The sequence below is a fragment of the Mucilaginibacter tolerans genome (assembly GCF_030519375.1).
In the GTDB taxonomy this organism is placed as follows: Bacteria; Bacteroidota; Bacteroidia; order Sphingobacteriales; family Sphingobacteriaceae; genus Mucilaginibacter.
In genome coordinates, this window is the sequence record NZ_JAUMKB010000018.1 from 23621 (window position 1) to 49431 (window position 25811).

The window sequence follows — 25811 nt, forward strand, 5'->3', positions numbered from 1 at the left end:
ATGGAACTTCAATTAATTAATTACAAGCCGGAATATCAGCCTTATTTTGAAAAGCTCAATAAAGCCTGGCTCGAGGAGTTTTTTACAGTTGAACCGCTGGACAAATGGGTACTAGAACATCCAGATGAGGCTATTTTGAAAGATGGTGGTAAGATTTATTTTGCAGCATCAGAGTCGGACATAATTGGAACCGTTGCGCTTAGATTTATTGAAGACGGTGTTTATGAAATGACCAAAATGGCCGTCGACAAATCCTATCATGGCGGTGGTGCGGGCCAGTTTTTATGCCGGGCTGCTATCGAAAAAGCTCATGAAATGGGATTGCGTAAATTAATCCTTTATTCAAACAGGATACTTGAAAATGCCATTCACATTTATCGCAAAATGGGCTTTACGGAAATTCCCGTTGTTCCCGGCACTTATAAACGGTCAGACATCATGATGGAAGTCAACTTCAACAAGAAACTATTTAAGAGTTATGCCATGAAAACTAATGTACTAAGCGAACAGGAAATACAACAATTCAGGGCCGAAACCAAAGGCACAACCGGGCTCATCCACTTTAACAATGCAGGTGCTTCGCTTCCGCCGGATGTGGTGGTGCAAACGATGACTGATTATTTAAATGAAGAGGCTACTTACGGTGGTTATGAAACAGAAGCAAAATATCAGGAGCAGATAGAAAACGTTTATGCTTTAATTGCCCAACTGATCAACGCCAATGTGGATGAAGTAACGATTACAGAAAATGCCAGCACAGCATGGGGAATTGCTTTTTATGGCCTTGATTTTAAAGCAGGCGATGTGGTCATCACCTCTGAAATGGAGTATGTGACCAACCTGATAGGCTTTCTAAATGTGCAGAAAAGACGGGGTGTCGAAGTTAAGGTAATCCCGAACGACGAGAAGGGAAACTTTTCGCTTCAGGCATTGGAAGAGGCCATCACGCCTCAAACCAAACTGATAGCCATTACCGAAATTGCTTCTACTTCGGGCTGCATGATACCCATTGTTGAGATCGGAAAAATTGCCCGCAAGTATAATATATTATACCTGGTGGATGCCTGCCAGAGTGCCGGACATGTACCGATTGATGTAAAGGAGATCGGATGCGATATGCTATCAGTTACCGGGCGTAAATACCTGAGGGCGCCACGCGGAACCGGTTTTTTATATGTGCGTAAGGAAGTACAGAACCAGATCAAACCGATATTTATGGATAATCATGCAACTGATTGGGTTAGCCTGGAAGACTATCAGCTAAGGAACGATGCCCGTAGGTTCGAGTTATATGAAAAGAACCGCGCGCTCAAGCTCGGTCTTGGTAAAGCTATTGAATATGCTTTGAATATCGGCCCCGACAGGATATGGGAACGCATCCAATACTTGTCAGCATTGTTACGTGCGCAACTTGCTCAAATTGGTGGAGTAACCGTTAATGATTTTGGTGAGCGTCAATGTGGTATAGTAACTTTTTCGGTAGATGGTTTTGATGCTGCAGTTATAAAATCCAGATTGGCTGAAGATCGTATCAACGTAACTGTAGGTAAAGCGGTATCAACACTTATCTACATGGAAAAAAATCAACTTCAAAGTGTTGTACGTGCATCTATCCATTATTATAATACGGAAGATGAGATCGGGATCCTTTGCAAATCATTAGAAGCCATAATAAGATCAGTTATAGCCAAGGCTGTCTGATAATGACAGCAAGGTGAGTTGGGGCTAAAAATATATTCCAAAAGATTATTATTTTTAGCTTCCAACTTAACCTAACAATCTAATGAAAATCAATCTTACTTTTTTTGTTACAGCCGCGGCTATACTCGTTTCCTGCAACAGTAATTCGGGCACGGCTTCAAATGCACCCAAAGAACAAGCTTTACCTATTGAGGGTACCTGGCAATTGCTCCAGGGTACGTTGACGGAAAAGGGTAAAGCGCCCGTAGTAACCGAATATACCAAAGATCAAAAATTTATCAAGATCATCAATGGCGACCATTTTTCCTTTATGGATCATGACCTGACCAAAGGCAAACAGGCAAAACCAATTTTTAGCTCAGGCGGCGGAAAGTATACCCTTAATGGCGACAAATACACCGAATACCTGGAATATTGCAGCGAGCGCGAGTGGGAAAACAACAAGTTTGATTTCACCGTTACCATAAAGAATGATACACTCATTCAGCAAGGTATTGAAAAGATCGATAGTCTTGGCGTAAACCGCGTTAACGTAGAAAAATACGTACGGCTGAAAGCAGAATAAGATTTTCCTGAGCAAAGACAAATTGGTGAGCTTACCGTGAGTTCGCCAATTTTCATTAAGAGCGATAATCTAAAATTATATAACCTTCAATTGTATGGAAAAAAAGGAAGCTTATCAATTTACCAATAACGATGCTGAAAATTACGATCATTACTTAGGGCCGTTATTTTTCGAGCCTTATGGCCGGTATACAGCTTCTCAAATTGATGCGGCCTACGTATCATCCGTACTTGAAATTGCCTGCGGAACCGGGCGTGTTACTCGGCATCTGCGCAAAGTGCTGCCGCCGGGTGTGAAGTTGTTTGCTACCGATATAAGCGCTGATATGCTTCAGATAGCGAAGCGCGAATTAAACAACAATGGGATCATTTTCCAGGTTGAAGACGCACAAAAACTTTCGTTCGCTGATGACTCCTTTGATGTTGTAATATGCCAGTTTGGGGTGATGTTTTTACCCGATAAAAAGAAAGGTTTTGAAGAAATATTGCGGGTACTTAAGCCGGGCGGAAAGTTCATTTTCTTTACCTGGGACGATACCATGAAAGTGCCCGTATTTAAAGCTTTGATCGATGATCTGGTGCTTCCGTATTTTCGTGATGAAGATACCACCCGTTTTAAGGTTCCGTTTGCGATGAATAATCCGAAAATATTGGGGAATATGATTACAGACGCCGGATTTAAACATGCCGAAACAAAGGTTATATCCTTAAAGTCAGGCATCACTTCTCCTGATTTTGTTGTAGACGGATTTTTTAGAAAGCATCCGCTTGGACGGGAAATCATGACCAAGGCCCCTTCAGAATTTGAGCTTGTCGCTCAGCAATTACACGATAAAATTGTAAAATTATCCGATAACGGGCAAACGCCCTTCCAGTTGTCGGCCCTTATGACAACCGGCATAAAATAGTACAAAAAACCTATAATAATACCCTGCAAGAAGGTATAATTACCACGTTTCAAGTCATTGAAAAACAATATTTTATTTTTTTCTCGTGCAAACCGAACGATTCTCCGTTTGTATACGTTTAAATATAAACTTAAACAGCATTTTTGTGCGCCAAATGAGAGGTAACAGATACCGCGATTGCCCATAATGAAGGACATTACTAATAAATATCACCGAATAAATAAAGTTGATGACCGCCCTCTAAACATACATTTTGATATAAAAGATGTATCCAAAAGGACTTATCAGCTTGGCCTTGCCACACTGTTTACAGGCATAGCATTATCCATTTACACCTCTTTTATAGGTCTTTATGTCTCGTCTTTTGTCAGCGCATGCTTCTGCTTTGCCATTTTGATGGTGATCTTGTTAAAGTATAATGGCGACATCGAGAACCTCACCATCTTTATCGTTACGATTGTGTGCGTCATGCTCGTTTCGACTGCAGCCATAGAGGGGCTACAATCAGGGCAATATCTTTACTTTTTCCCATTGATGATGTCTATACCTATCATCGTCGATCTGAAACAAACACAATACAAGGACTCATTTATCTATATCGGCATTATCATTGTCTCGTTCCTTGCCTGTATACTTATAGGACATAATGTAAAACCGCTCGAGGCCTTTACGCCAAGCCAGTTGGGTAAACTTTCGTTTGTAAACAATGTGATCGCTATTTCGTCTACCATCATATTTGCAGTATCCTATATTTTCTTCGAAAAGAAATATATTCATCAGCTTAAAGAGCAAAGTCAAAAGGTAATTGATTCCCGCACTCAATTTCTGGCTACCATGGGGCACGAGCTGCGGACACCTTTAAATGGCATCATCGGCGTTATCAATCTGATGAAACAGCAAAATCGCGACGCCCAGCAGGATGAATATTACCAGATACTCAAATACTGCTCGGACCACATGCTGCAACAGGTAAATAATATCCTCGACTTTAATAAAATAGAAGCCGACAAACTGGAGATTCACCCTGTTGAGTTGAACATGAAACTGTTCATGAAGAACGTAGGTATGCCGTTTATTACTTTATTCCAGGAAAAAGGCCTTGATCTGAAAATCCATATTGACCCTGAACTGGATGTGAATGTGTTGGCGGACGATGTTCGTTTGATCCAGATATTCAACAATCTGTTGTCAAATGCATTGAAATTTACTGACAAGGGTTTTGTAAAACTGGATGTGACCTGTAAGCGTAAGGAAGATAAATTCATAGAAGTTGGTTTCAGCATTGAAGATACCGGGATCGGCATAGCCGAGAAAGATCAGAAGAAGATATTTGAAAGCTTCTGGCAGGTGTATGACCAGGACACCAAGAAGTTTATTGGCACAGGTCTTGGATTAACCATCTGCGTTCGCCTGCTAAAATTGATGGGGAGCAACCTGGTGCTTGTCAGTGAAAAAAGTAAGGGAAGTAAGTTTAGTTTCGACTTGAAACTTGATTATGCTGCATATAATCATAAACAACTCCCCAAAAACAAGGCAGCAGAAAAAGATAATCTTGAAGGTGTAAAGCTATTGTTGGTTGAGGACAACCAGATCAATATGATGGTGGCCAAAAAAATATTGACTGGTTTTAAAGCTGAAGTTACCCCGGCATTTGATGGAGCCGAAGCATTGGCGGCATTAATAAAAGCCCCCGATTTTGATATTATCCTAATGGACTTGGAAATGCCGGTAATGGATGGATTCACAGCAATTCACGAAGTAAAAAAGCTTTATCCTGAAATTCCGGTGATTGCATTTACCGCTTCGCTGGTCGATAAAAAAATGTTGTCGGACCTTATTGATAGCGGTTTTGTGGATTGTATGCTAAAACCTTTCCAGCCGCTGCAGTTGTTGTCTGATATCAAAAAGTATCTGAGCAAACCTTTGCAACCAGTAACTTAATCCTATTCAACAGTTTTAACGCTAGCGGGTTGATTTAATGGTGACTTTCCCTGTATCCAGCGGAAATTTTAAGCTATCTATCGGGATGGGCTGAGTGATTTTCAACTGCTGCAAAGCCAGGTAGGTTTTCTTCCAATCCACTTTATATTTTTTATACTCCGTTACCATACTGGTAGTATCTCCTTTACCATAAAAACTAAGAATATTATTTTGTAAAGGAGGGGTAAGTGCATTAAAATTTTTTCCCTGAAGATCGAGCACCAGTGCGCTATATGTTTGATCTGCCAACCCATATTCACCCTGCAGAGTAGGCTTTCCGGTATCAAAATCTATATCAGGCAATTCGGGGTTATTGCCATTTTTTAGCCCTGTTAAAACCCTGGCATAGACTGCTAAGGTCGTGTCGAAGCTTTTGATAAACAATTTTTCAGCCACCGGGCCGGGTGGAGTAAATCTAAGCGCCTTTAGTGGACCGATCTTTGGTAAAATTTTTATAATAAACGCAGTTATTCTATTGCCGAATTTGGGTTTATCGCGCTCTTTGCCATATTGCTGGTAGTATTCTTTTCTTTTTAATTTGAAGTGAAATTTGCGGCTGGTCATTCCTGGGTTTAGCTTCTTGATATCGTTCTTTTTTAAAGCCCAGGCTGTACGGGTTAAGCTCGGCAACAGGGTGCTTACCGACCATCTAAAGGTTGAAATAGCTAAATCAAGCCTGCCATGAAAAACCTCATTCATATCCTGCCCATAAGTCAGCATAAAGGCCCTTTCCAATACTGGTTTAGCTACATTAAATCCAATAAAATCATGATAACTCTTTGATGCATAGTTCCCCCTCGACATTTGCAGCACATCAAAGGCAAATTCCATCCTGCTATGAAATATTGGGTCATCCTCGTAAGTAACCAGTTTTCCAAACTGCTGGCCAACTTTGGGATATACAATAGGTTCAGCTATGTTGGTGGCCAAAGAATGCCCGTATTCATCTGTCACGTAATGCGATATGGCACCCAGTGCAAAAGCATATTCATTTATATTTTGCGATTGGTCAACGAGGTTCTGGATAAAATCGCCAGTGCGTACATAGTGGACCAGGTTGGTAAAATAAACCACACCAAATGGGAAGTAACCCATGTCGGGCATCAAGCTACCCCCATACGCATAAGAATGTGCGATCCTTAGTTCATCATCTGTAGCATTTGGATATTTTTGTTTTAATAAAGGGACTATCGACTTGTCCCAGCTGGCATCGATAATTGCCATATGTGCAAAAACAGAAAATGCTCTTGATGAAAGCGGGAAAAATAACAGGATAAACACCGTTATTGCCAGAATATTCTTTAATGTTGGTCGCTTCACTAGAGTAGTTAAGAGTCTGTAATACTTAATATTAAAAGCTGTCAAATTGTTTCAAAGCTGAGGGGAATTTATATATAAATTTACCGACTGCTAAGTATCCAATGGACAACATCAATATTAAAATAATTGCCGAGAAGCTAAAGCTATCTACATCTACTATATCAAGGGCATTTAACGGCAGTCCGGATATTAATAAAGATACCCGTGAGCGGATACTGGCATTTGCCAAGGAACACAATTTTTTGCCTAATCATTATGCCAGTAATTTACGGGACAAAAAGACCAAAACGCTTGCGGTGATAGTTCCCGAAATTGTGAACGATTTTTTTGCTCAGGCTATTAATGGTATTGAAGAAGTCGCCCGTAAAAAAGGTTTTTATATTCTTCTCTATCGCACCGATGATATTTTCGAAAAAGAGGTTTCTTTTATAAGCTACTTGAACAATGGTAAAGTAGATGGCATTATCATGTCGGTTTCAGGGGAAGCAAATGATCATAACTACATCAAAAAGTTGGAACAAAAACATATTCCTGTCGTGTTTTTCGACCGTGTTTATGAAGATATCGACGTGTCAAAAGTGACAACCAACGACTATGAGAGCAGTTTTTCGGCTACCGAGCACCTGATTGCCCAGGGTTGCCGCAGGGTAGCCTACCTCGTTATTAACAAGAATATCTCTATTGGTAAGGTACGTGGGCAAGGTTACATGGATGCGCTGGCAAAGCATCACATCGCATTCGACGATCGGTTGGTAATTGATTGCAGCCAGGATGAAAATGAAAATTATACTATCATTCAGAACGCTTTAGAAAGGGTAAAACCGGATGGTATTTTCAGTTCGGTAGAGCGACTTGCTTTGGCCACCTATCATGTTTGCAATGATATGAAAATTGATGTTCCGAATAATCTGAAAATTATCAGCTTTTCAAGCCTGCACATTGCCCCGCTATTATGCCCACCTTTGTCAACGATTACACAACCGGCATATGAAATGGGCATAAAGGCCGCAGAGCTTTTATTTGAAGAATTGGAGAATAAAGGGCTGGATTCAACAAAAAAACACCTTGTCCTCGAATCAAAATTGTTTATTCGGCGGTCATCATCTGTTTAAAACAAAAAAACGCCCCAATAAACCGGGGCGTTTCAAACTTAACAATGAACTTTAAAAACCAAAGACACTTATTATATATGAATAAACATTTCCTCTTCAGGCTTACGCACTTTACTTAATTTGCTGTAAGCATCGTCTGCTGCACGGAAACCAACCGCCGCTATAACAGCAGTTGTTAATCCTTTTTCTTTTAATCCCAGTATTTCATCAAACTGAGGTGCGCTAAAACCCTCCATAGGACAAGCATCTATACCTAATTCAGCAGCTGAAGTAAGTAACACGCCCAAAGCAATATAAGCCTGTTTCTTAGCCCAGGTAATACGTTCCTCTTTGTTCATGCTGTTTACTTTGCCGTTGATCATTTGCTCGTAGCCTTCCAGGTTGACACGGTCTATACCGCGTGTTTTAGCCACATGATCTATGAGCTTTTTTACATACTGATCATCCAGATTGGTTTCGGCAGCAAAAACAATCAATTGTGAGCCATCAACAATTTGTGATTGGCCATAAGCTGCCTGCTGTAGTTTTTCGCGCGTGGCTGCATCTTCAATTACAATTATTTTATAGGACTGAACCCCGGTAGACGCAGGGGAAAGGTGAACAGCGTGGAGCAATTCTTCCAGTTGCAAAGGGGTTAACTTCTTAGTTTTATCGAATTTTTTAGTGGCATAGCGCCAGGTTAATTTTTCTATGAGTGACATGACCTAATTCTTCCTAAATGTTCATACAAAAATAGATGTTTAAACATTTAATTGAGTCATCCCATAGTAAACACTACATCAACCCTTTGTCACGAAGTTCTTTTTGGCGTTGTTTTTCAAGGCGGCGCAGGGCACGCTTCTCCTGGCGTATTTGTTTTTTGGTCTTCCCAACAGTATCTATTTCAGGCTCTTGCTCCACCGATTTGCGAACGGTCGTATCCTTTTTACCAAATAGCCGCTGGAAGAAGTTTGGTTTTTTCTCAGGAACGGTTGGTTTATTCATTATCGCCTGCACATTCACATCGTCGTCATCATCGTTCGTCTGTTTCATCAGGCTGTCGGCAACTGCTGTAGAGACCGGAGCAATATTCTGCCGAAGGTCTTCCCTCAATCGTACTGAATAATATCCATAGCCTGAGCTGTCTGGGTCGGTCCATTTCCGGGCGGCCATCATTTTGCCGATCAGGTTATAATAATTGATCAGGCTTGGCCTAAGTGATCCATCCGGTAGGAACGAATACAAACCTGTTTTGGGATGCGGAAGTATACTGGCGAGGTAAATCCCCTCGCCCAGCGTAAGGTTTGATGGTGATTTGCCGAAATAATACCTGGATGCCTCTCCAATACCGTAAATGTTCCTTCCCCACTCCACGATGTTGAAATAGACCTCCAGCATGCGGTCCTTCGACATCACATTGTTATTCTCTATCATCCACACAATCAATATCTCTTCAATCTTTCTCGATAACGTCTTCTCGCGGCTCAGAAATGCATTTTTGATCAGCTGCATGGATATAGTGCTTCCGCCGCGTTTAAATTTCTTCTGTTTGATATCGGTAGCAATAGAGCGCCTGATAGACTCTTCCACAAAACCATGATTGGTATAAAATGACGGATCTTCTGAAGTCATTACCGCATATTTCAGGTTGGGCGAAACATCCTCCAATGGCGTAAAATCAGGATTTTGCGGCCCAATGATCCGCGACGGCATCGGCTTTCCTTTTTCATAAGGCGTATATACAAAAGGCCGGTTTAGTCTGCCAAGATCCGTCTTGCCATACTTTACAATATTCAGGTTATCCTTTGCCAGTGCAGACTCAAACTGCACCTGGTCGGGGTTCGATGAATCCAAAAACACATGCAGGTGATATTTTACCTTACCAGTAACTTGTATGCCGTCAAACGAATCGAACATTCCTTGCGGAAAGGAATCGAATACGTCCTGTGCATTCATCCAGTCTGAGTTTACCTTTACAGTGTATATTTTAACCGGGTAAAGCTGGTATTTGAGATAGGTTTTTACCGCGATCTTTTTAATCTTGATCAACGATGAGCTATCCAGCGATACATAATTTTTCCCCACAAACACATTGGCATCAATAGAGCCGTCCGGAACAAGAATATCTGATGGTGACAATGCGGGGTGATTTACCAGCAGGTTTTTTACAGACCACGAGCCATATATTCTGGTAACCCCATCGCTATTTTCCACTTTCTCCAGGCGTGTGGAGATGGTATCAAAATTCACTTTCAAATGATAACGTTCTTCTACATACGGGATCTCTACCTTTTTGCCATCAGCATATAAATGAATGTCGATGTTTTTGTCGGATGGTTGCATTTTTCCGCCAATATGCCAGGTTGCCAAAGTATCATTTACTTTGATGGTTGAACTGAGCTTGCCGTCTTTGATCACTGCACTTTGTGCAAGCAGTTTTATTCCCGCACTGTCTTTCTTAAACGTTACCAGGAAATTTCGCAAATCGAGGTCGTCCGGAATTTTATATAAAACCTGCTTCACCAGGTTGTTGGCCAGTACTGAAAGATCGGCGCGTTCTTTCTTCTCAGTGGTATCCTTCTTTTTGAAGAGGAAATCAAAATTCTTTACGCCTTTAACATCAGTTAAGTTCAGGTGACCATTATCCAGCACTATATCAGCAAATTTAACGTTTCCAAATATGAGCGGAATAATCTTGATACTGATATCAAATTTCTTGATACTCAATAAACTATCACGTTGATCGGGCACAACTGTTATATCAGAAAATGAAACAGTGGATAACCCGGTAAAATGTGCCGCACCTATATTAATGTTTAACTTATAATCCTTTTTTGCTTTATCTTTTGCCTTAGCGATCTCCTTTTGAAGCAGTGCTTCGCGTTTGTTATAGGCAATATAACCGCCTATTAATAAAAGGATAATCAGGGAAATAGCTACGATTCCGGCTATGCGGATATATTTGGAAATAGGACGATGCATCAAAAAAATTTATCCAAAACTAATCTAAATCTTATGCGATACAAACGTCAGTATCAACAAAATGTTTCTCAGCACAATTAACAATGCAAAAAGATTTTTTTTACCAACACCGATAAGCGCTTTTTATCATTAACATGACATAGCTTTAAGCCCTGTTTAGTAGCTTTGTGATTGCAATGAATATAACTAAGGAACAAGTTTTATACGCTCTCGGCCATGTGGAAGAACCTGATCTGAAAAAAGACCTGGTAACCCTCAACATGATCCAGGATATCAAGATAGATGGCAACCATCTTAACTTTTCAGTTATTCTTACTACCCCGGCCTGTCCGCTAAAAGGATTGATAGAGAATGCCTGCCGTAATGCGATAGCGCATTTTATCAGTAAAGATATTGAGGTGAGCATTAATATGACCTCGCGTGTTACTACGCAAAAAAATACCGGCGTTCCCGGCGTTAAAAATATTATAGCAGTAGCATCTGGTAAAGGTGGTGTAGGAAAATCAACCGTGGCCGTAAACCTGGCATTGGGTCTTGCGCAAGCGGGTGCAAAAGTAGGATTAATTGATGCGGACATCTACGGCCCATCCATCCCTATCATGTTCGGGTTGGAAGGCGCACGGCCAAAAGCAAGTCAGGCTGATGGCAAAACCCGTATCGAGCCCATAGAGAAATATGGCATTAAATTACTGTCGATAGGTTTCTTTACTGACCCTAATCAACCCGTGCCATGGCGCGGACCGATGGTATCAACTGCTGTAAAGCAACTGTTCAACGATGCGGACTGGGGCGAGCTGGATTACCTGGTTGTCGATCTGCCGCCTGGAACAGGCGATGTGCACATTACCGTAGCGCAGACCTTTCCGGTTACCGGCGCGGTTATTGTAACAACCCCGCAGAATGTCGCTTTAGCTGATGCCAAAAAAGGAATAGGCATGTTCCTGATGAATGCCATTAACGTACCGTTGCTCGGTATAGTAGAAAACATGTCGTATTTTATACCTGCTGAGTTACCTGAAAATAAATATTACATATTTGGTCAGGGCGGCGGGCAAAAGCTGGCTAAACAATTGGAAGTACCATTTTTAGGAGAAATCCCATTGGTGAAAAGTATAAGCGATTCAGGTGATGCAGGGAAGCCGGTTATCCTGGATCATCAAAACCCGATGAGCGGGGCGTTTACCGAAATGGCACAAAAAGTAGCACAGCAGGTGGCCATCTATAATGCGGAAGCTAATGATAGAAAATTGGTAAATAATTAATAACTTTACATATAATATAAATAAGTTAAAATGAGTTTATTAGATCAGGTGGAAGAAGCTTTGAATACGATTCGTCCGTATTTGGAGACTGACGGCGGGAATGTCTCGGTGGAGGAAATAACTCCTGACCATATTGTAAAATTAAAGTTACTTGGTGCCTGCGGCTCGTGCCCAATGAGCATCATGACCCTCAAGGCCGGCATCGAAGAAGCCATAAAAAAGGCGGTACCTGAGGTAAAAGGCGTAGAAGCCATCAATTTAACCGACATTGATGATCCTAATGCTGTACTTCCGGCAAATTTGAGATAATTGTTAAGTATTGTTAAATTGCATTAGGATTTTGTGCAATACACTATTTTTGTCTGACATTTTTTGAAACTATTTCGTAAAAGTCAGGTATAAAACAAGGAAGAACCTACAACCAAGTGAAATATATAATAGGCATATGTTTATTCTTTATTGCTGCTGCAGCCTTTGCACAGCAAAAGGAAAAGCCATTGGTTCAGTTCTCGGGCGTTATTCATAACGCTGACAGCGTAAAAGTGATCGTACCTTATGTGACCATCACCAATATCAGCAATCACAACCAGGTTTATATGAGCAACTACGAGGGTTATTTCTCCTTCGTGGCGCACGAACAGGACACACTGGTGTTTACAAGTATTGGCTACAATGGTGTAAGGATAGTCATTCCGGCCAATGTTGCAAGTAAAAGTTATACCACCCAGGTTTGGATTAAACCAAGGGTAATTAATCTGCCAACCTTCCGGGTATTCCCGTGGGCGACTACAGACGAATTCAGGAAAGATTTTCTAGCTATGAAAATAGCTGACGACGATCTGGAAATTGCACGCAAAAATCTTGAACGTGCCACCAACCGGGCTGCAGGCAATAATCTGCCACGCGACGGGCAAGAAATATCATCCTCCTGGGCACAGAATGAGCATAATGCTATCTTGAACCAGCATTCGCTCCAGCCCAACCCATTGCTGAACCCTGTAGCATGGGGCGCGTTAATGAACCAGATAGCAGCAGGTGATAAGAGCCGTGCTTCGGGGAGCGGGAATTAACTCTTAAGTCGATAGTCCAAAGTCTTAAGTCTTTTACCGTTTGAATTAAGACTCATAACTTCAAAATCAACGCCCTTTCTTAGCAGCAGGAAATTTCATTTTATAATCCACATCTACTATCCCTCTCGAAATATCATTGAGTTTCTTTTCGATCAGGCGTTTGCGCAGCGGGCTTAATTTATCGGTAAAGAGCTTACCTTCTATGTGGTCATATTCATGCTGAATGATGCGGGCCGCCATGCCTTTATAGGTTTCCTCGTGGTGTTTCCAATCTTCGTCATAATACGAGATACGCACGACCGGTTTACGCGATACATCTTCGCGGATATCAGGGATACTCAGGCAACCTTCGTTGAACGACCACTCATCACCGGTTTCTTCCAATATTTGAGCATTAAGAAATACCTTTTTGAAGTTAGCCAGTTCGGGTTCGTCATCGTCAAACGGAGTAGCGTCCACCACAAACAAACGCATAGAGATACCTACTTGCGGCGCAGCCAAACCCACTCCACGCGCACCGTACATGGTCTCGAACATATCTTCTACCAATTGTTTAATATTGGGGTATTCGTCCGGTTCAACAGCAACCGCTTTTTTTCTTAAAACCGGGTCTCCATAGGCTATGATAGGCATCTTCATCTTGCAAAGATAAGGTTTGAAATTTTATAGAGAAACGTCGTTCCCGAGAATTTTACCTTAAAAAGAACAAAATCAATCCATTAAAGAATGCCCTCTTTGCGCCAAGCGGAGAGAGGCAGGTCAAGTGAAACGATGATCGGATGAGTCTAATCTTTCGGCACAAACAGCAAAGTGGTCAGCCGATTATCAAAAATCTGGTTGCTTATCCCCAGCAATTGCTCTGCTGTACAGGCATTTATTTTGGCAAACACCTGCTCTAAGGTATCCACATAGCCAAAATCGAGCAGACTCTTAGCCATCGAAATGATCAAACCAATGCGGTTTTCCTCAGCCAGTGCGATCTGTCCTATAAACTTTTGTTTAGCCTGGTGCAGTTGCAGAGTGCCCAGCTTTTGATCCCGAAGTTTTTTTAGCTCTTTGTGGACCAGTCGTAAGGCTTTATCAGCCTTTTCCGCATCGGTTCCGAAATAGATGGAGAATATGCCGGTATCTGAAAGTGGCGTATAGTTTGACTCAATGGTATAGGCAATCCCGTATTTCTCGCGGATCTCGAGATTGAGACGATTGCTCATGCCCATGCCACCAAGCAGATTATTCAGCAACAACAAACCCGTTTTATGCTGATGTGCTGACGGATAGGCCTGGTTACCAATGATGCAATGTGTTTGGGAAATAGGGCGATAAACGCTTAGTTTTTCACCCGCACTTTCAGTCGGTTTAAGCCGAATCTTTTTTGTACGATTTGGCTCAATACTGCCAAAATACTTCTCGGCCAGCTTCACTACTTTTTTCAGGTCATGGTCGCCAAAAACGGCAAAAACCATCTCTTCCGTATTGTAATTGGCCGTCATGAAACGTTGGATATCCCACTTATCCATGGCAGAAACTGTCTCCGGCGTACCAAGTATATTTTTCCCTAAAACATGATCCTTAAAAAGCAGCTCTTCAAAATCATCCTGGATGGCCTCTTCCGGCTGATCGAGGTATGAGGCGATCTCATCCAGTATCACACCCCGTTCCTTTTCCAGTTCCTCCTGCGGAAAGGTGGAGTGAAACAAAATATCCTGAAATAAGTCGGCCGTGCGCTCCAGGTGCTGTTTCAGCAACGAGGCATGTATGCAGGTGTATTCCTTAGTGGTGTATGCATTCAGATCGGCACCTACCAATTCGAGGCGGTTCAGTATCTGGTTGGTATTGCGTGTTTCGGTTTCCTTAAACAGCAGGTGTTCTATAAAGTGCGCCAGCCCCGCCTTATCTTCCGGCTCATCACGCGAGCCGGCATTCACCACAAAACAGCAATGCGTAATAGTTGAAGACGAGTGCTTTAGTAAAATGCGCATACCGTTGGTTAAGGTATGAACCTGGTAGTCAATCATGAGAGGCGAATATAAGTCTTTTAGCACCGTAAAGTGTAATTGTATGGTAAAAGCGATTGGAGTTGGCTTTGTTTAAAGGCTTAAACAGAAAATATCCCGTCACCGTTAGGCAGAATAAACTCATCAAAAATCGCCGCCAAAAAATTTGCAAAACAATCTATTTTATTCCTAAATTAGTATCCCCTCTTTGCGAGAAAACAACCAGCCTGCTGAAAGCCAACCAGTTAAGATAATTGCGTATGAAAAAGGTTTTTACCCTGGTAACAATTGCGGCCATTGCATTTTTATCGTGTTCAAAAAAGAACAATGACCCTATACCGCTCAATCTAAAAGCCGTCGATTCGACCGTAACGATATCCGGAGATGTTTACCCTGTTATAAAAATCGGCACCCAAATATGGACCTCGGTAAATTACCGTGGCCCTGGCGGAATATTCAATACTGGTTATACGGATGGCTATAACGTGCAACATGGCAAGTTATACACACCGCAGGAAGCCAGTCAGGTTGTTTTACCTGCCGGATGGCGTATACCCAGTTATGATGATTACCTGACACTGCTTATCACAAGAGGAGCGAGACAAAACAGCGACGGTTCTTATAGCACAACACTTGCGGTCGCCCAATCATTAATGGCCACCACAGGCTGGGAAGAAGGCGGGGGCAATAATTATTCAGGCTTTACTGCCTTACCTACCGGGTTTTATCACCTGGATATTCTTTACGGCAGCGGTAATGGGGCGTCATTTTTACATTCTTCTGTTGCCGGGGCGCCTCCAGATCTGGGTTTCACCATAGGGCCGGGGCCGGATGGTAAACCGTTCATCTATTTAGGTGTAGTTTTACTTGATGAAGATCGTTGCTCGTTAAGGTTTGTAAAAGACAATTGACCATATAAACCACTAACGCCGTTTCAATTATTTCATCATATATTTAACGGCATGAAAACCCAGGTAGCTGATCTCACTTTCGAGTTATCCATTCCCTATTCTTCAATTGAAAAACGGGTAACCGAAATAGCAACGCATATCAGTAATGACTATTCTGGCCGCGTTCCGGTAATGGTAGGTATTCTGAGCGGCAGCTTTTTGTTTTTGGCCGACCTGGTAAAGCAGATTGAGATACCCATAGAGGTAACCTTCGCTAAACTAGCCTCTTACTATGGCGGCACATCCACTACACGTAAGATCAGGGACGATTTCGACCTGACCATCGACATCAAGGGCCGCGATATTATCCTGGTGGAAGATATTGTAGATACCGGCAACACCATTCACTACCTGATTGAGAAGCTTAAAGTCCGCGAGCCGGGTTCTGTTACCGTTTGTACCCTGTTGCTGAAGCCAAAAGCATTGGAAAGAGCAGTGCCAGAGTTGAAATACACAGGCTTCGAATTACCGAATGATTTTGTAGTAGGCTACGGCTTAGACTATAAAGAGCTGGGACGTAACCTGAAAGGGATATTTAAAAAGGTAGGTTGAGCGGTTGAATAAGTTAGATTAAGTTGATTGGGTTGGATTAAGTTTTGTAATTTGCGGTACCAGGTTCACCAATTTAACCAATGACCCATTCACTGGCCTACATCCTTACTCTATTAGTAGCCGGCATTGCGCTTATTGTTATCCTTTCTACAAATTATAAAATCCCGGCTTTCTTTTCGTTGTTCCTGGCTTGTATGCTGGTTGGCTTTGGCGTCGGAATGCCCGTTGGCAATGTATTGAGTACTGTTAAAGACGGCTTCGGAAATATCCTGAAAAATTTAGGTCTCATCATCGTTTTAGGCACCGCTTTGGGTTTGTTATTGGAGTATACCGGCAGCACAACTGTGATGGCAAATTTCCTTCTAAAGCGAATGGGTAAACGCTTTGCCCCACTAGCGATGAGCATTACGGGATTTATCGTCGGGCTACCCATATTTTGTGATTCAGGTTATATTGTCCTAAGTGGTATAACCCGCTCGATAGCGGGGCGTACGGGCATATCCATTGCTACGATGTCGGTTTCTCTTGCCACAGGTTTGCTGTCCGTACATTGTATGGTTCCACCTCATCCGGGGGCCTCTGCAGCCGCGGCAACTATCGGAGTAGATTATGGTAAGCTAATCCTGGTTGGTGCCATAGCCGCTGTCCCAGCTATGCTCATCGGTAACTGGTGGGCAAACTATGCCGGGCGGAATGCACCCAATAAGTTAATTGAAGATATTGCTGAAGACGAGCCCGGGCACAGGCCATCGCTGTTAAAAGCCTCCATGCCTGTATTTGTGCCGATCATCCTTATTGCTATCCGTTCTTTTTTAACCAGGGGAATTGCCGGGTATCCGGATTGGGTGAATATTTGGCTTGTTTTAGGTGACCCAGTCATCGCTTTGCTTATCGGCGTTCTCCTGGCATTCAATTGCAAACGAGGTTGGCATAAAAACGAACTAAGTAAGATACTTCAGGAATCAGTGGAAAAAGCCGGAGGAATATTGGTGGTGATAGGAATGGGCGGCGCATTCGGCGCCATTTTAACCGCTACCAAATTGGGCGAACATTTGAGCCAATCAATGGCTTTAAGTACGATGGGAATATTCTTCCCATTCCTGCTTACCGCAGTTTTAAAAACAGCACAAGGCTCATCGACTGTTGCTATTATCACCGCTTCATCATTAGTTTTGCCCTTACTGCCGGCCCTGGGTCTGGATACCGAAAATGGAAAATTATTTTGTGTTTTGGCGATGGGTGCAGGATCGATGACCGTCTCTCATGCCAATGATGCATACTTTTGGGTCATCTCGCGGTTCTCCGGCATCAGCATGAAAACCATGCTCAAGGTGTATACTGTATCTACTTTGTTCATGGGGATCATCACGCTGGCGACCATTTATATTTTATCTAAAATCTGGTGATATGCATATCCTGATCGCTCCAAATGCTTTTAAAAACAGTCTCGATGCTGCGCAAATTGCAAAAGCGATAGAGCTGGGGTTGAAGCAAAGCCGATTGGACTGCACCACGGGATGTTTCCCTATTGCCGATGGTGGCGATGGAACCGGCAGCCTGATTATAGAACGTTGCAAAGGTGTTATTGTATCGCAACAGGTGCATGATCCCTTAGGACGAAAGATCAATTCCCGTTTTGGGTTGATCGATAACGGAAATACCGCTGTGATCGAAATGGCCAATGCATCAGGGCTGCGTCTGTTAAAAAAACAAGAGCTTAACCCGATGCAAACGTCCTCTTATGGCACGGGGGAGCTTATCAACGCTGCACTGGATAAGGGAGCCACAAAGATCATTATCGCCATGGGTGGCTCGGCTACTGTAGACGGTGGGTGTGGTATATTGAAGGCTCTGGGTATAGATTTCTTAGATAAGGACGACAAACGCTTAAAAGCAATTCCGGATGAGCTAATAAAGATGGCTAAAATTGACGACTCTGGTCTTGACCGCCGTATTTATGATACCGAAATCGTTATTCTTTGCGATGTCAATAACAAACTTTTAGGACCTGAAGGTGCCGCCGCCGTCTTCGGGCCACAAAAAGGAGCTTCACCTGCTGACGTGAAATCATTAGACCGTTTCCTCGGCAACTTCGCAGCCGTATCAAAACAACAGCTTGGTACAGACATGACCGGCATCAAACATGGCGGAGCTGCCGGCGGAGCTACATCCGGACTGCACACCTGGCTCAGCGCGAAGCTGGTAAACGGGATCGAATATTTTTTATTACTGACGGATTTTTATCGCGCCCTAAAAGGTGCCGATCTGGTGATCACCGGCGAAGGCAGTATAGATACGCAAACATTACAAGGAAAAGGGCCTTTTGGTGTGGCTTCAGAGGCTAAGAAAAGAAACATTCCTGTTGTCGGCTTAGCAGGCAGAGTACCGTCAAAACCCGATGCTGCATTGCAAAAATATTTTGATGTCTTACTTTCAATCAACCGGGAGTTTATAAATATGCCGACCGCAATTGCTAATACGGAAAAGAATCTTGTTGAGACGGGGCGAGGCTTGGGTGATCTGATAAACTCCGGTGAATTGGTTTTTAATCATTAAATCTGAGAAATCATGTTTCAGGCGATTTAAACACCAACCGGTTCGGCAATCTCTTCCAGCAAAGAAACCGCCTCATCAATACTATTCACCCCATCAATACTCAGGCGAAGCGTGTTTTTTACTTCTTTTAAATTGGTCCGGCGTGGATTAGACTGCACGAACATCAAAACCTGCCTGAACATGCTGCTTTCAAAATACGGCGATTGCTGGCTGGCAATAAAATAGCCGCGAAGTACATTCTTCTTTAGCGATATTTTTTCAAAACCAATAGCCTTGCCCAGCCACTGCAGACGCATAGTGTTCAGCATATCGCTTACCTGCGGTGGCACCGGACCAAAGCGATCATTCAGTTGCTTTTCAAAAGCCTGCAATTCGGCTTCGTTTTCCAGTTTAGAGAGTTCCGTATATAAATTGTAGCGTTCGGCAATGCTGGTTACATACTCATCGGGAATGAGTATTTCCATGTCGGTATCGATCTGTGTGAAAGAAATATACGGCCGTGGTTTATCATCAGGGAAAACTCCTTTAAATTCGTCTTCCTTCAGCTCCTGAATAGCCTCATCCAGGATCTTATGATACATTTCAAACCCGATCTCTGCAATAAAACCGCTTTGCTCGGCGCCGAGCAGGTTACCGCTACCACGGATGTCCAGGTCACGCATGGCCACGTTGAAGCCGCTGCCCAGGTCAGAGAATTCTTCTATTGCACTTAAGCGCTTGCGTGCCTCGGGTGTCAGCGTTGATAACGGCGGACTTAGCAAATAACAAAAAGCTTTTTTATTGCTTCGCCCCACACGGCCACGCATCTGGTGCAGGTCGCTCAGACCAAACATGTGGGCGTGATTAATGATAATGGTATTGGCATTGGGGATATCCAAACCGGCCTCGATAATGGTCGTCGCTACCAACACATCGTATTCTCCACTCACGAATTTGAGCATCACATCTTCTAAGTCATCTCCCTCCAATTGCCCATGCGCAATACCTATACGCGCTTTCGGAACCAGCTTATGGATCAATCCTCCCAACTGCATCAGGTCGGCAACACGGTTATGAATAAAGAATATTTGGCCGCCGCGTCCTATCTCATATTCAATAGCCTCTTTGATCAGTGTATCATTAAACACATGCAACTCAGTGACCACCGGTTGGCGGTTTGGCGGTGGCGTGGATATAATGGAAAGGTCGCGAGCACCCATCAGCGAGAAGTGCAGTGTACGCGGGATCGGTGTTGCCGTCAGCGTCAGCGTATCCACATTTGCGCGCATATGTTTCAGCTTCTCTTTGGTAGATACACCGAACTTCTGCTCCTCATCGATGATCATCAGTCCTAGGTCTTTAAACTTTACGTCCTTGCTTACCAGGCGGTGCGTACCAATAATGATATCGATCTTCCCATCCTTCAGCTTCTCCAAAGTTTCCTTGATCTGCCGCGTCGATTTAAAACGGTTCACATAGTCAATATTACAAGGGAAGCCCTTCAAACGATCAGAGAATGTTTTATAATGCTGTGCCGCCAGGATAGTAGTTGGCACCAGAATCGCCACCTGTTTGCTATCGGCTACCGCTTTAAAAGCTGCACGAATGGCTACCTCAGTCTTTCCAAAACCCACGTCACCACAAATGAGCCTGTCCATCGGGTGCGGTGATTCCATATCCTTTTTCAGATCGGCAGTTGCTTTTTCCTGGTCGGGCGTGTCCTCGTAAATAAAGGATGCTTCCAATTCAGTTTGAAGATAAGTATCCGGAGAAAAAGCCTTCCCTTCTTTGGCTTTACGTAGGGCGTACAGCTTTATCAGGTCGCGGGCTATGTCTTTAACTTTTTTTTTTGTGGTTTTTTTTAAACGCTCCCAGGTATCGGTACCCAGTTTATTCATTTTAGGAACGGTCCCTTCTTTACCACTATATTTTGAAATCCGGTTAAGCGAGTTGATGTTCACATACAGCAAATCGTTATCCGCATAAATCAGGCGGATCATTTCTTGCATTTTGCCATTCACCTCTACTTTTTCGAGGCCGGCATATTTGCCGATTCCGTGGTCAATGTGGGTCACGAAATCGCCTGACTTTAGCTCACGTAATTCTTTCAAGGTGATCGCCTGTGTTCGCTGATAGCCTTTCCGGAGTTTGTATTTATAATATCGGTCAAAAATCTGGTGATCTGTATAACAGGCCAGCTTTTGTTCACGGTCAACAAATCCTTCCCGTACCGATATGTTGATTGGCGTAAATTTTACGGTCTTATCCAAATCCTCTAATATGGCATAAAGGCGCTCCACCTGTCGCGCCGAATCGGTCAGGATGTAGTTTTGGATATGTTCAGCCTCGTTGTTTTTAAAATTATGGATCAGCAGGCTGAAATCCTTGTTGAAGGATGGCTGCGGACGCATATCAAAGTCTATGGCATGATTGGTTTGATAAAAAAACTGTTTGCCAAATTCAACCACCGGAAAATCGTGCAGTTGATCGGCTATTAGTTTTTCATCCGTAAAGCCAAATTTAGGGTCGATCCATTCCGGGTTTTTGTCCTTCTCTTCTGACGAAAGCGCCTTCCATAGTTCAACAGCCTTTTTATAGCCACTTTTAATGATGTCGAGAGTAAACTGAACATCCTTTATCCATACCTGCGAACCGGCATCCACATACTCCAGCAATGAAATATTATGTTCTGTCAGGAATTTGGACTGTACATTCGGTACGATGGTGATGGTTTTTACCTGTTCAACCGACAACTGACTCTCCACTTCAAAAGTGCGAATTGACTCTATAAAATCGCCGAAAAACTCAACGCGGTAGGGCAGGTCGTGTGAGAAGGAAAATATATCGACTATTCCGCCACGAATAGAGAATTGTCCCGGCTCATACACGAAATCAACACGCTCAAAATCATATTCGATCAGGAACTCATTGATAAAGTCAATACTAAGCTTGTTGCTTACCGCTATTTCGAGTGTATTTTTAGCCAGTGAGTCACGGTCAATCACCTTTTCAGCTAAAGCTTCAGGGTAAGTAACGATCAATCGGCCGAACTCAGATGAATGATTCAGCTCATTCAAAACCTCGGCCCGCGCCAGTACATTACTGCTATCTGGCTGCGTAAATTCAAATGCTTTGCGATAGGATGATGGAAAAAGCAGGACATCTTTTCCTGTCAGATTTTCCAGATCAGCCTGAAAATAAGCGGCTTCCTCACGATCAGGCAGCACAAATATCATATTAGGATGCTGCAAAAAATACAAAGCTACCGCCACCGCCGCATCTCCTGATCCGACCAAACCACGTAACTGAATCCGGGTATCCTTGCCAGCGTTGAGCGCTTTCGCCAACGCTTCAACCCGTTCATCAGTCTTATAAAGCTCTAAAATATCACGGATGTTCAAACTGGCGCAAATATAGTAAAAAGGTGCTTTTTGTTGCACATAGCCACCCCTTTGTATTGAAAACAGGTAGCTATTAAAAACAAAGTGACGCTAAAATTACTTTTTAAGTAAATTGATAATACTTCAAATATCACGTATATTTATATAACCATTAAATCACCTAATCAATTGCACCGTTTTAATAATCTTGTTAACCCGATGCCATGACCTTTAAAACACAACTATTATGAAAAATGCTTTGTTTCCCGGATTAGTTATTGGAGTATTGAGTGGAGTGTGGTTATTTATTATGCTTATAATGGGGCTTCATTTCTCTAACGATAAAGTGGACCCTAAAGAGTTTATTTCTGTACTGATCCCGATTATAGGATTATATGTTGGCGTAAAACGATACAGGGATAACGACCTTGATGGAAAAATGAATTTCCTGGAAGGTTTGATACATGCTTTCAAGATATTGATCGTAGCTGGTATTTTCGTGGTTTTTATAGGTATCGTTTACATTAATTGGATATCGACAGCGGACAAAGCAAACTGGAGCGATTTTTCGGGACGTATTTTTGCTGCCCTTCTTATTGGTGTTCTATCCTCACTTGCAGTAACTCTGTTATTGATAAGCAAATCAAAAAAAGTTGGTTAAACGTCTTTTTTCAAGATATTTCGAACTTACATTCTGGATAGCCGCACTCACTGCGCTTGCATTTACCGATCCCGCGGGACCAGCACATTTTAATCTTTGCCCGCTAAAGGCTATCGGTCTTACCTGGTGCCCGGGTTGCGGCCTGGGGCATTCTATATCCTGGTTGTTTCGCGGCAATATAGCTCATTCATGGCATGCACACTGGCTTGGTGTACCTGCGCTGTGCATTATACTCTACCGGATATATACACTGTTTAATCAAAGGGTAATTCATTACAAGTCATATTCAATATACCGATAAGATTCCGCCATTTACCGACAAGGCCGCTCTCTCCGCCAGTTTTGCGTTTCAAAACTTTTAGTTCTATATTAGTTTTGAGTCAACTTAAAAATAATCACCATGGATAATAGCTTTCAAAATAATCCTTATATGGGTTTACCGGGCATCACTCCCGAAGAATTGGCTTTTTTGCAGCAAGCAACTGCCGAGCTGACAGAGAACCAGCAAAAATATTTCTATATGAATTACACCAGTAAAAGAAAAAGCCCGCAGGATATGCTGATCTTTTGTATTGTTGGGGTATGTCTGGTTCCCGGATTACAACGGTTTATAACCGGTCAGGTGGGTATGGGTCTCGTATATCTCTTCACAGCGGGCCTATGCTTTATAGGCTCAATCATGGACCTGGTTAATCATAGAGATCTTGCAATGGAATACAATAAGAAAATGGCTTTTGAAAGCCACCAGTTAGCTAAAATGAGCAGCTAGTTATAATGGACAACCAATTGGGTAAATACCTGATACTGATAGGAGCGGTTATATTGGTATTGGGTATTTTTATTTATTTCTTTGGCGGAAGCCTCAAATGGTTCGGGCACCTGCCCGGCGATATTCGTATTGAGCGTAATAATTTTCGATTTTATTTCCCTATCACTACACTAATTCTGATCAACCTCGTTATATTTCTGATTTTTCGTATCTGGAAATGGCTCCATTAGCTTGTATCTTTACTTAATTTATTTTAGGCTATGCAGCTTCCATCCTCGCCGGCCTGGTCATTCTGTATCAAGCATTACCTGTTTTTGAAAAGTACAAGCAGCAAAACACTGCGGCTTTTTTCTGACGGGAACACGGGTCTCGTTTTTATTCTCAAAGGACAGCTGAAAGTAAAAGACTCAGGGGGAAGTGACGAAAATTTACCCGCTGTTTTTGTATACGGTCAACTAAATGGCTTCCAGGATATTTATAGCAAGGACGGGACGGAAATACTTATTGTTGTTTTCCATCCTCATGGTTTTTTTAGATTTTCCGGGTTGCCTGCTGATGAGATAAAGGGACAAATAATAGATGCCCATTTTATTTATGGCAACCAACTTTATTCCTTATTGGATAACTTGAGAACAGCCATATCTTACGCGCAATCTATTTGGTTATTAGAAACTCACTTTTCAGCATTGCTTAAAAGCCCGATAAATCATAATGACCCGCTTGGGCACGTTGTAAGATCAATTGTACAACTCAAAGGTCAGACAACGGTAAAAGAACTTACTGGATCAACAGGATATTCTGAACGCAAGCTGGAGCGCTTGTTCCGGGCAGCTATCGGAATATCGCCGGGTAAATATCTTCAAATTGTAAGGTTGCATCATTTCTTATCGCTTATTCGGTCAGGAAAAGAGACAAGTTCATTAACCATAGCTGGGATAGAGTCGGGTTATTATGACCAACCACATCTTATACACCATTTCAGGCAGGCTACAGGATTAACGCCTACCGAATACTTGTCGTCGGCAAACCCGCTCACGGTAAATTTGCTTGCAGTCGATCCGTCCTAATAAACTTTCAGATTTGTCGGAATTATACAATTCAGCTGCTTGTTTATCAGCTAAATTTGAAGAAAACGTAAAAAATGAAAAATATAAAAATTGCCTCTGCACAATTCGAAAACCGCAGTGGAGATAAGGCTTATAACCTGGCTGTCATACGCCAGCTTACAGCACAGGCCGCTCAAAAAGGCGCTGATGTGGTAGCTTTTCATGAATGTTCAATTACCGGCTACAGCTTTGCCCGGCATCTTTCAAAAGAGCAAATGTTGGAGGTTGCTGAATTTGTTCCCGACGGACCAAGCATAAAGCAACTAATAACCATTGCCAAAGAATTTGATATAGCGATCCTGGCCGGACTCTTTGAAAAAGACCCAGACGACAAACTTTATAAAACACAAGTATGCGTTGACAAAAACGGACTGATCGCAAAATATCATAAACTGCATCCATTCATCAACCCACATCTTACGCCTGGTGACAGATATGTTATCTTCGACTTGTTTGGTTGGAAATGCAGTATCCTGATCTGCTACGACAACAACATTATAGAAAATGTTCGCGCAGTTAAATTGCTTGGGGCGGATATTGTGTTTATGCCGCATGTTACTATGTGCACGCCATCTACTAGGCCGGGAGCAGGTTTTGTCGACCCGAAATTATGGGAGAACCGCGAAGCCGACCCAACTACTCTGCGCCAGGAGTTTGATGGCTTAAAAGGCCGTGCCTGGCTAATGAAATGGTTACCTGCACGTGCTTACGACAATGCGATTTATGCAATTTTCTCCAACCCGATCGGGATGGATGATGACCAACTGAAAAACGGCTGTTCGATGATAATCGACCCGTTTGGGGATGTAATCGCTGAGTGCCGGAGCTTCGATGATGAAATTGCTATTGCTACAATCACTCCGGGTAAGTTAACGGATGCAGGTGGTTATCGATACATTAAAGCGCGCAGACCTGATCTGTATGGCGATATCATTGCACAGCCGCATGAATCTGAACAGAAAGTAGTTTGGATGAAAGAAGATTAA

Annotated in this window: 24 protein-coding genes; 18 read left to right on the forward strand and 6 right to left on the reverse strand. The window is 42.7% G+C overall.

Translation table 11 applies throughout. The features are described from left to right. The 4 genes from Q3A68_RS19430 to Q3A68_RS19445 all read left to right on the forward strand — a co-directional run bounded on the left by Q3A68_RS19430 (position 1) and on the right by Q3A68_RS19445 (position 5114). Positions 1-1701, forward strand: a complete 1701-nt coding sequence (locus tag Q3A68_RS19430; protein ID WP_302902794.1) for an aminotransferase class V-fold PLP-dependent enzyme — start codon at positions 1-3, stop codon at positions 1699-1701. Between the two features lie 82 nt (positions 1702-1783). After that, positions 1784-2266, forward strand: coding sequence for a hypothetical protein (locus Q3A68_RS19435; RefSeq protein WP_302902795.1), 483 nt, complete (start codon positions 1784-1786; stop codon positions 2264-2266). Between the two features lie 94 nt (positions 2267-2360). Continuing rightward, positions 2361-3173, forward strand: coding sequence for a class I SAM-dependent methyltransferase (locus tag Q3A68_RS19440; RefSeq protein WP_302902796.1), 813 nt, complete (start codon positions 2361-2363; stop codon positions 3171-3173). 186 nt (positions 3174-3359) lie between these two features. Next, a complete protein-coding gene (locus tag Q3A68_RS19445) occupies positions 3360-5114 on the forward strand; it encodes an ATP-binding response regulator (protein ID WP_302902797.1) in 1755 nt (584 codons plus the stop codon). 21 nt (positions 5115-5135) lie between these two features. On the opposite strand, the gene Q3A68_RS19450 is transcribed toward Q3A68_RS19445, so the two are convergent. Beyond that, on the reverse strand, positions 5136-6473 hold the full coding sequence (locus Q3A68_RS19450; RefSeq protein WP_302902798.1) for a zinc dependent phospholipase C family protein: 1338 nt from the start codon (positions 6471-6473) through the stop codon (positions 5136-5138). Positions 6474-6574: 101 nt separating this feature from the next. Between Q3A68_RS19450 and Q3A68_RS19455 the strand changes: the two genes are divergently transcribed. Beyond that, on the forward strand, positions 6575-7585 hold the full coding sequence (locus Q3A68_RS19455) for a LacI family DNA-binding transcriptional regulator (protein ID WP_302902799.1): 1011 nt from the start codon (positions 6575-6577) through the stop codon (positions 7583-7585). Between the two features lie 71 nt (positions 7586-7656). On the opposite strand, the gene Q3A68_RS19460 is transcribed toward Q3A68_RS19455, so the two are convergent. Continuing rightward, positions 7657-8286 (reverse strand): nitroreductase family protein, encoded by a 630-nt coding sequence (locus tag Q3A68_RS19460; protein ID WP_302902800.1) that lies wholly within the window; start codon positions 8284-8286, stop codon positions 7657-7659. Between the two features lie 73 nt (positions 8287-8359). Beyond that, on the reverse strand, positions 8360-10546 hold the full coding sequence (locus Q3A68_RS19465; RefSeq protein WP_302902801.1) for a biosynthetic peptidoglycan transglycosylase: 2187 nt from the start codon (positions 10544-10546) through the stop codon (positions 8360-8362). A 176-nt stretch (positions 10547-10722) separates the two neighbouring features. Here Q3A68_RS19465 and Q3A68_RS19470 point away from each other — a divergent pair, with 176 nt between their 5' ends. The 3 genes from Q3A68_RS19470 to Q3A68_RS19480 all read left to right on the forward strand — a co-directional run bounded on the left by Q3A68_RS19470 (position 10723) and on the right by Q3A68_RS19480 (position 12878). Further along, the gene (locus Q3A68_RS19470; RefSeq protein ID WP_302902802.1) at positions 10723-11808 is read left to right on the forward strand and encodes an Mrp/NBP35 family ATP-binding protein; all 1086 of its coding nucleotides are present in this window, start codon (positions 10723-10725) and stop codon (positions 11806-11808) included. Positions 11809-11838: 30 nt separating this feature from the next. Beyond that, entirely contained in the window at positions 11839-12117 is a 279-nt protein-coding gene (locus Q3A68_RS19475; RefSeq protein ID WP_302902803.1) for a NifU family protein, read from the forward strand. A 116-nt stretch (positions 12118-12233) separates the two neighbouring features. Beyond that, complete coding sequence (locus Q3A68_RS19480; protein WP_302902804.1) at positions 12234-12878, forward strand: hypothetical protein; 645 nt, start codon at positions 12234-12236, stop codon at positions 12876-12878. A 66-nt stretch (positions 12879-12944) separates the two neighbouring features. Here the strand turns inward: Q3A68_RS19480 and def are convergent, their stop codons facing one another. Together def and Q3A68_RS19490 are read right to left on the reverse strand one after the other, a co-directional pair. Next, positions 12945-13517, reverse strand: a complete 573-nt coding sequence (def, locus tag Q3A68_RS19485) for a peptide deformylase (RefSeq protein ID WP_302902805.1) — start codon at positions 13515-13517, stop codon at positions 12945-12947. 146 nt (positions 13518-13663) lie between these two features. Continuing rightward, positions 13664-14890 (reverse strand): M16 family metallopeptidase, encoded by a 1227-nt coding sequence (locus Q3A68_RS19490; protein WP_302902854.1) that lies wholly within the window; start codon positions 14888-14890, stop codon positions 13664-13666. Positions 14891-15132: 242 nt separating this feature from the next. Between Q3A68_RS19490 and Q3A68_RS19495 the strand changes: the two genes are divergently transcribed. The 4 genes from Q3A68_RS19495 (at position 15133) to Q3A68_RS19510 (ending at position 18930) form a co-directional block, all read left to right on the forward strand. Then, complete coding sequence (locus Q3A68_RS19495; RefSeq protein WP_302902806.1) at positions 15133-15783, forward strand: FISUMP domain-containing protein; 651 nt, start codon at positions 15133-15135, stop codon at positions 15781-15783. 51 nt (positions 15784-15834) lie between these two features. Continuing rightward, positions 15835-16374: a hypoxanthine phosphoribosyltransferase gene (gene hpt, locus Q3A68_RS19500; protein ID WP_302902807.1), complete on the forward strand. Its 540-nt coding sequence runs from the start codon at positions 15835-15837 to the stop codon at positions 16372-16374. A gap of 80 nt (positions 16375-16454) precedes the next feature. Further along, positions 16455-17780 carry a GntP family permease gene (locus Q3A68_RS19505; protein WP_302902808.1) on the forward strand — a complete coding sequence of 442 codons (1326 nt, stop codon included), beginning with the start codon at positions 16455-16457 and terminating at the stop codon, positions 17778-17780. Position 17781: 1 nt separating this feature from the next. Further along, positions 17782-18930 carry a glycerate kinase gene (locus Q3A68_RS19510; protein ID WP_302902809.1) on the forward strand — a complete coding sequence of 383 codons (1149 nt, stop codon included), beginning with the start codon at positions 17782-17784 and terminating at the stop codon, positions 18928-18930. A 26-nt stretch (positions 18931-18956) separates the two neighbouring features. On the opposite strand, the gene mfd is transcribed toward Q3A68_RS19510, so the two are convergent. Beyond that, positions 18957-22310, reverse strand: a complete 3354-nt coding sequence (gene mfd, locus Q3A68_RS19515; RefSeq protein WP_302902855.1) for a transcription-repair coupling factor — start codon at positions 22308-22310, stop codon at positions 18957-18959. Between the two features lie 226 nt (positions 22311-22536). On the opposite strand from mfd, the gene Q3A68_RS19520 reads away from it, so the two are divergent. The 6 genes from Q3A68_RS19520 to Q3A68_RS19545 all read left to right on the forward strand — a co-directional run bounded on the left by Q3A68_RS19520 (position 22537) and on the right by Q3A68_RS19545 (position 25811). Next, entirely contained in the window at positions 22537-22950 is a 414-nt protein-coding gene (locus tag Q3A68_RS19520) for a DUF4199 domain-containing protein (RefSeq protein ID WP_302902810.1), read from the forward strand. Beyond that, the gene (locus tag Q3A68_RS19525) at positions 22943-23251 is read left to right on the forward strand and encodes a DUF2752 domain-containing protein (RefSeq protein ID WP_302902811.1); all 309 of its coding nucleotides are present in this window, start codon (positions 22943-22945) and stop codon (positions 23249-23251) included. The genes Q3A68_RS19520 and Q3A68_RS19525 overlap by 8 nt, the downstream gene beginning before the upstream one ends. 99 nt (positions 23252-23350) lie before the next feature. Then, the gene (locus tag Q3A68_RS19530; protein WP_302902812.1) at positions 23351-23719 is read left to right on the forward strand and encodes a TM2 domain-containing protein; all 369 of its coding nucleotides are present in this window, start codon (positions 23351-23353) and stop codon (positions 23717-23719) included. Positions 23720-23724: 5 nt separating this feature from the next. Beyond that, entirely contained in the window at positions 23725-23949 is a 225-nt protein-coding gene (locus tag Q3A68_RS19535; protein WP_302902813.1) for a DUF2905 domain-containing protein, read from the forward strand. Between the two features lie 30 nt (positions 23950-23979). After that, positions 23980-24786 carry a helix-turn-helix domain-containing protein gene (locus tag Q3A68_RS19540; protein ID WP_302902814.1) on the forward strand — a complete coding sequence of 269 codons (807 nt, stop codon included), beginning with the start codon at positions 23980-23982 and terminating at the stop codon, positions 24784-24786. Positions 24787-24860: 74 nt separating this feature from the next. Further along, positions 24861-25811: a nitrilase family protein gene (locus Q3A68_RS19545; protein WP_302902815.1), complete on the forward strand. Its 951-nt coding sequence runs from the start codon at positions 24861-24863 to the stop codon at positions 25809-25811.

Coding starts and splice junctions, on each gene's coding strand:
- Q3A68_RS19505 (WP_302902808.1), top strand. CDS start 16,455: ATGACCCATTCACTGGCCTACATCCTTACTCTATTAGTAGCCGGCATT.
- Q3A68_RS19520 (WP_302902810.1), top strand. CDS start 22,537: ATGAAAAATGCTTTGTTTCCCGGATTAGTTATTGGAGTATTGAGTGGA.
- def (WP_302902805.1), bottom strand. CDS start 13,517: ATGAAGATGCCTATCATAGCCTATGGAGACCCGGTTTTAAGAAAAAAA.
- Q3A68_RS19535 (WP_302902813.1), top strand. CDS start 23,725: ATGGACAACCAATTGGGTAAATACCTGATACTGATAGGAGCGGTTATA.
- hpt (WP_302902807.1), top strand. CDS start 15,835: ATGAAAACCCAGGTAGCTGATCTCACTTTCGAGTTATCCATTCCCTAT.
- Q3A68_RS19440 (WP_302902796.1), top strand. CDS start 2,361: ATGGAAAAAAAGGAAGCTTATCAATTTACCAATAACGATGCTGAAAAT.
- Q3A68_RS19465 (WP_302902801.1), bottom strand. CDS start 10,546: ATGCATCGTCCTATTTCCAAATATATCCGCATAGCCGGAATCGTAGCT.
- Q3A68_RS19510 (WP_302902809.1), top strand. CDS start 17,782: ATGCATATCCTGATCGCTCCAAATGCTTTTAAAAACAGTCTCGATGCT.
- Q3A68_RS19470 (WP_302902802.1), top strand. CDS start 10,723: ATGAATATAACTAAGGAACAAGTTTTATACGCTCTCGGCCATGTGGAA.
- Q3A68_RS19530 (WP_302902812.1), top strand. CDS start 23,351: ATGGATAATAGCTTTCAAAATAATCCTTATATGGGTTTACCGGGCATC.
- Q3A68_RS19495 (WP_302902806.1), top strand. CDS start 15,133: ATGAAAAAGGTTTTTACCCTGGTAACAATTGCGGCCATTGCATTTTTA.
- Q3A68_RS19445 (WP_302902797.1), top strand. CDS start 3,360: ATGAAGGACATTACTAATAAATATCACCGAATAAATAAAGTTGATGAC.
- Q3A68_RS19455 (WP_302902799.1), top strand. CDS start 6,575: ATGGACAACATCAATATTAAAATAATTGCCGAGAAGCTAAAGCTATCT.
- Q3A68_RS19460 (WP_302902800.1), bottom strand. CDS start 8,286: ATGTCACTCATAGAAAAATTAACCTGGCGCTATGCCACTAAAAAATTC.
- Q3A68_RS19435 (WP_302902795.1), top strand. CDS start 1,784: ATGAAAATCAATCTTACTTTTTTTGTTACAGCCGCGGCTATACTCGTT.
- Q3A68_RS19475 (WP_302902803.1), top strand. CDS start 11,839: ATGAGTTTATTAGATCAGGTGGAAGAAGCTTTGAATACGATTCGTCCG.
- Q3A68_RS19430 (WP_302902794.1), top strand. CDS start 1: ATGGAACTTCAATTAATTAATTACAAGCCGGAATATCAGCCTTATTTT.
- Q3A68_RS19545 (WP_302902815.1), top strand. CDS start 24,861: ATGAAAAATATAAAAATTGCCTCTGCACAATTCGAAAACCGCAGTGGA.
- Q3A68_RS19540 (WP_302902814.1), top strand. CDS start 23,980: ATGCAGCTTCCATCCTCGCCGGCCTGGTCATTCTGTATCAAGCATTAC.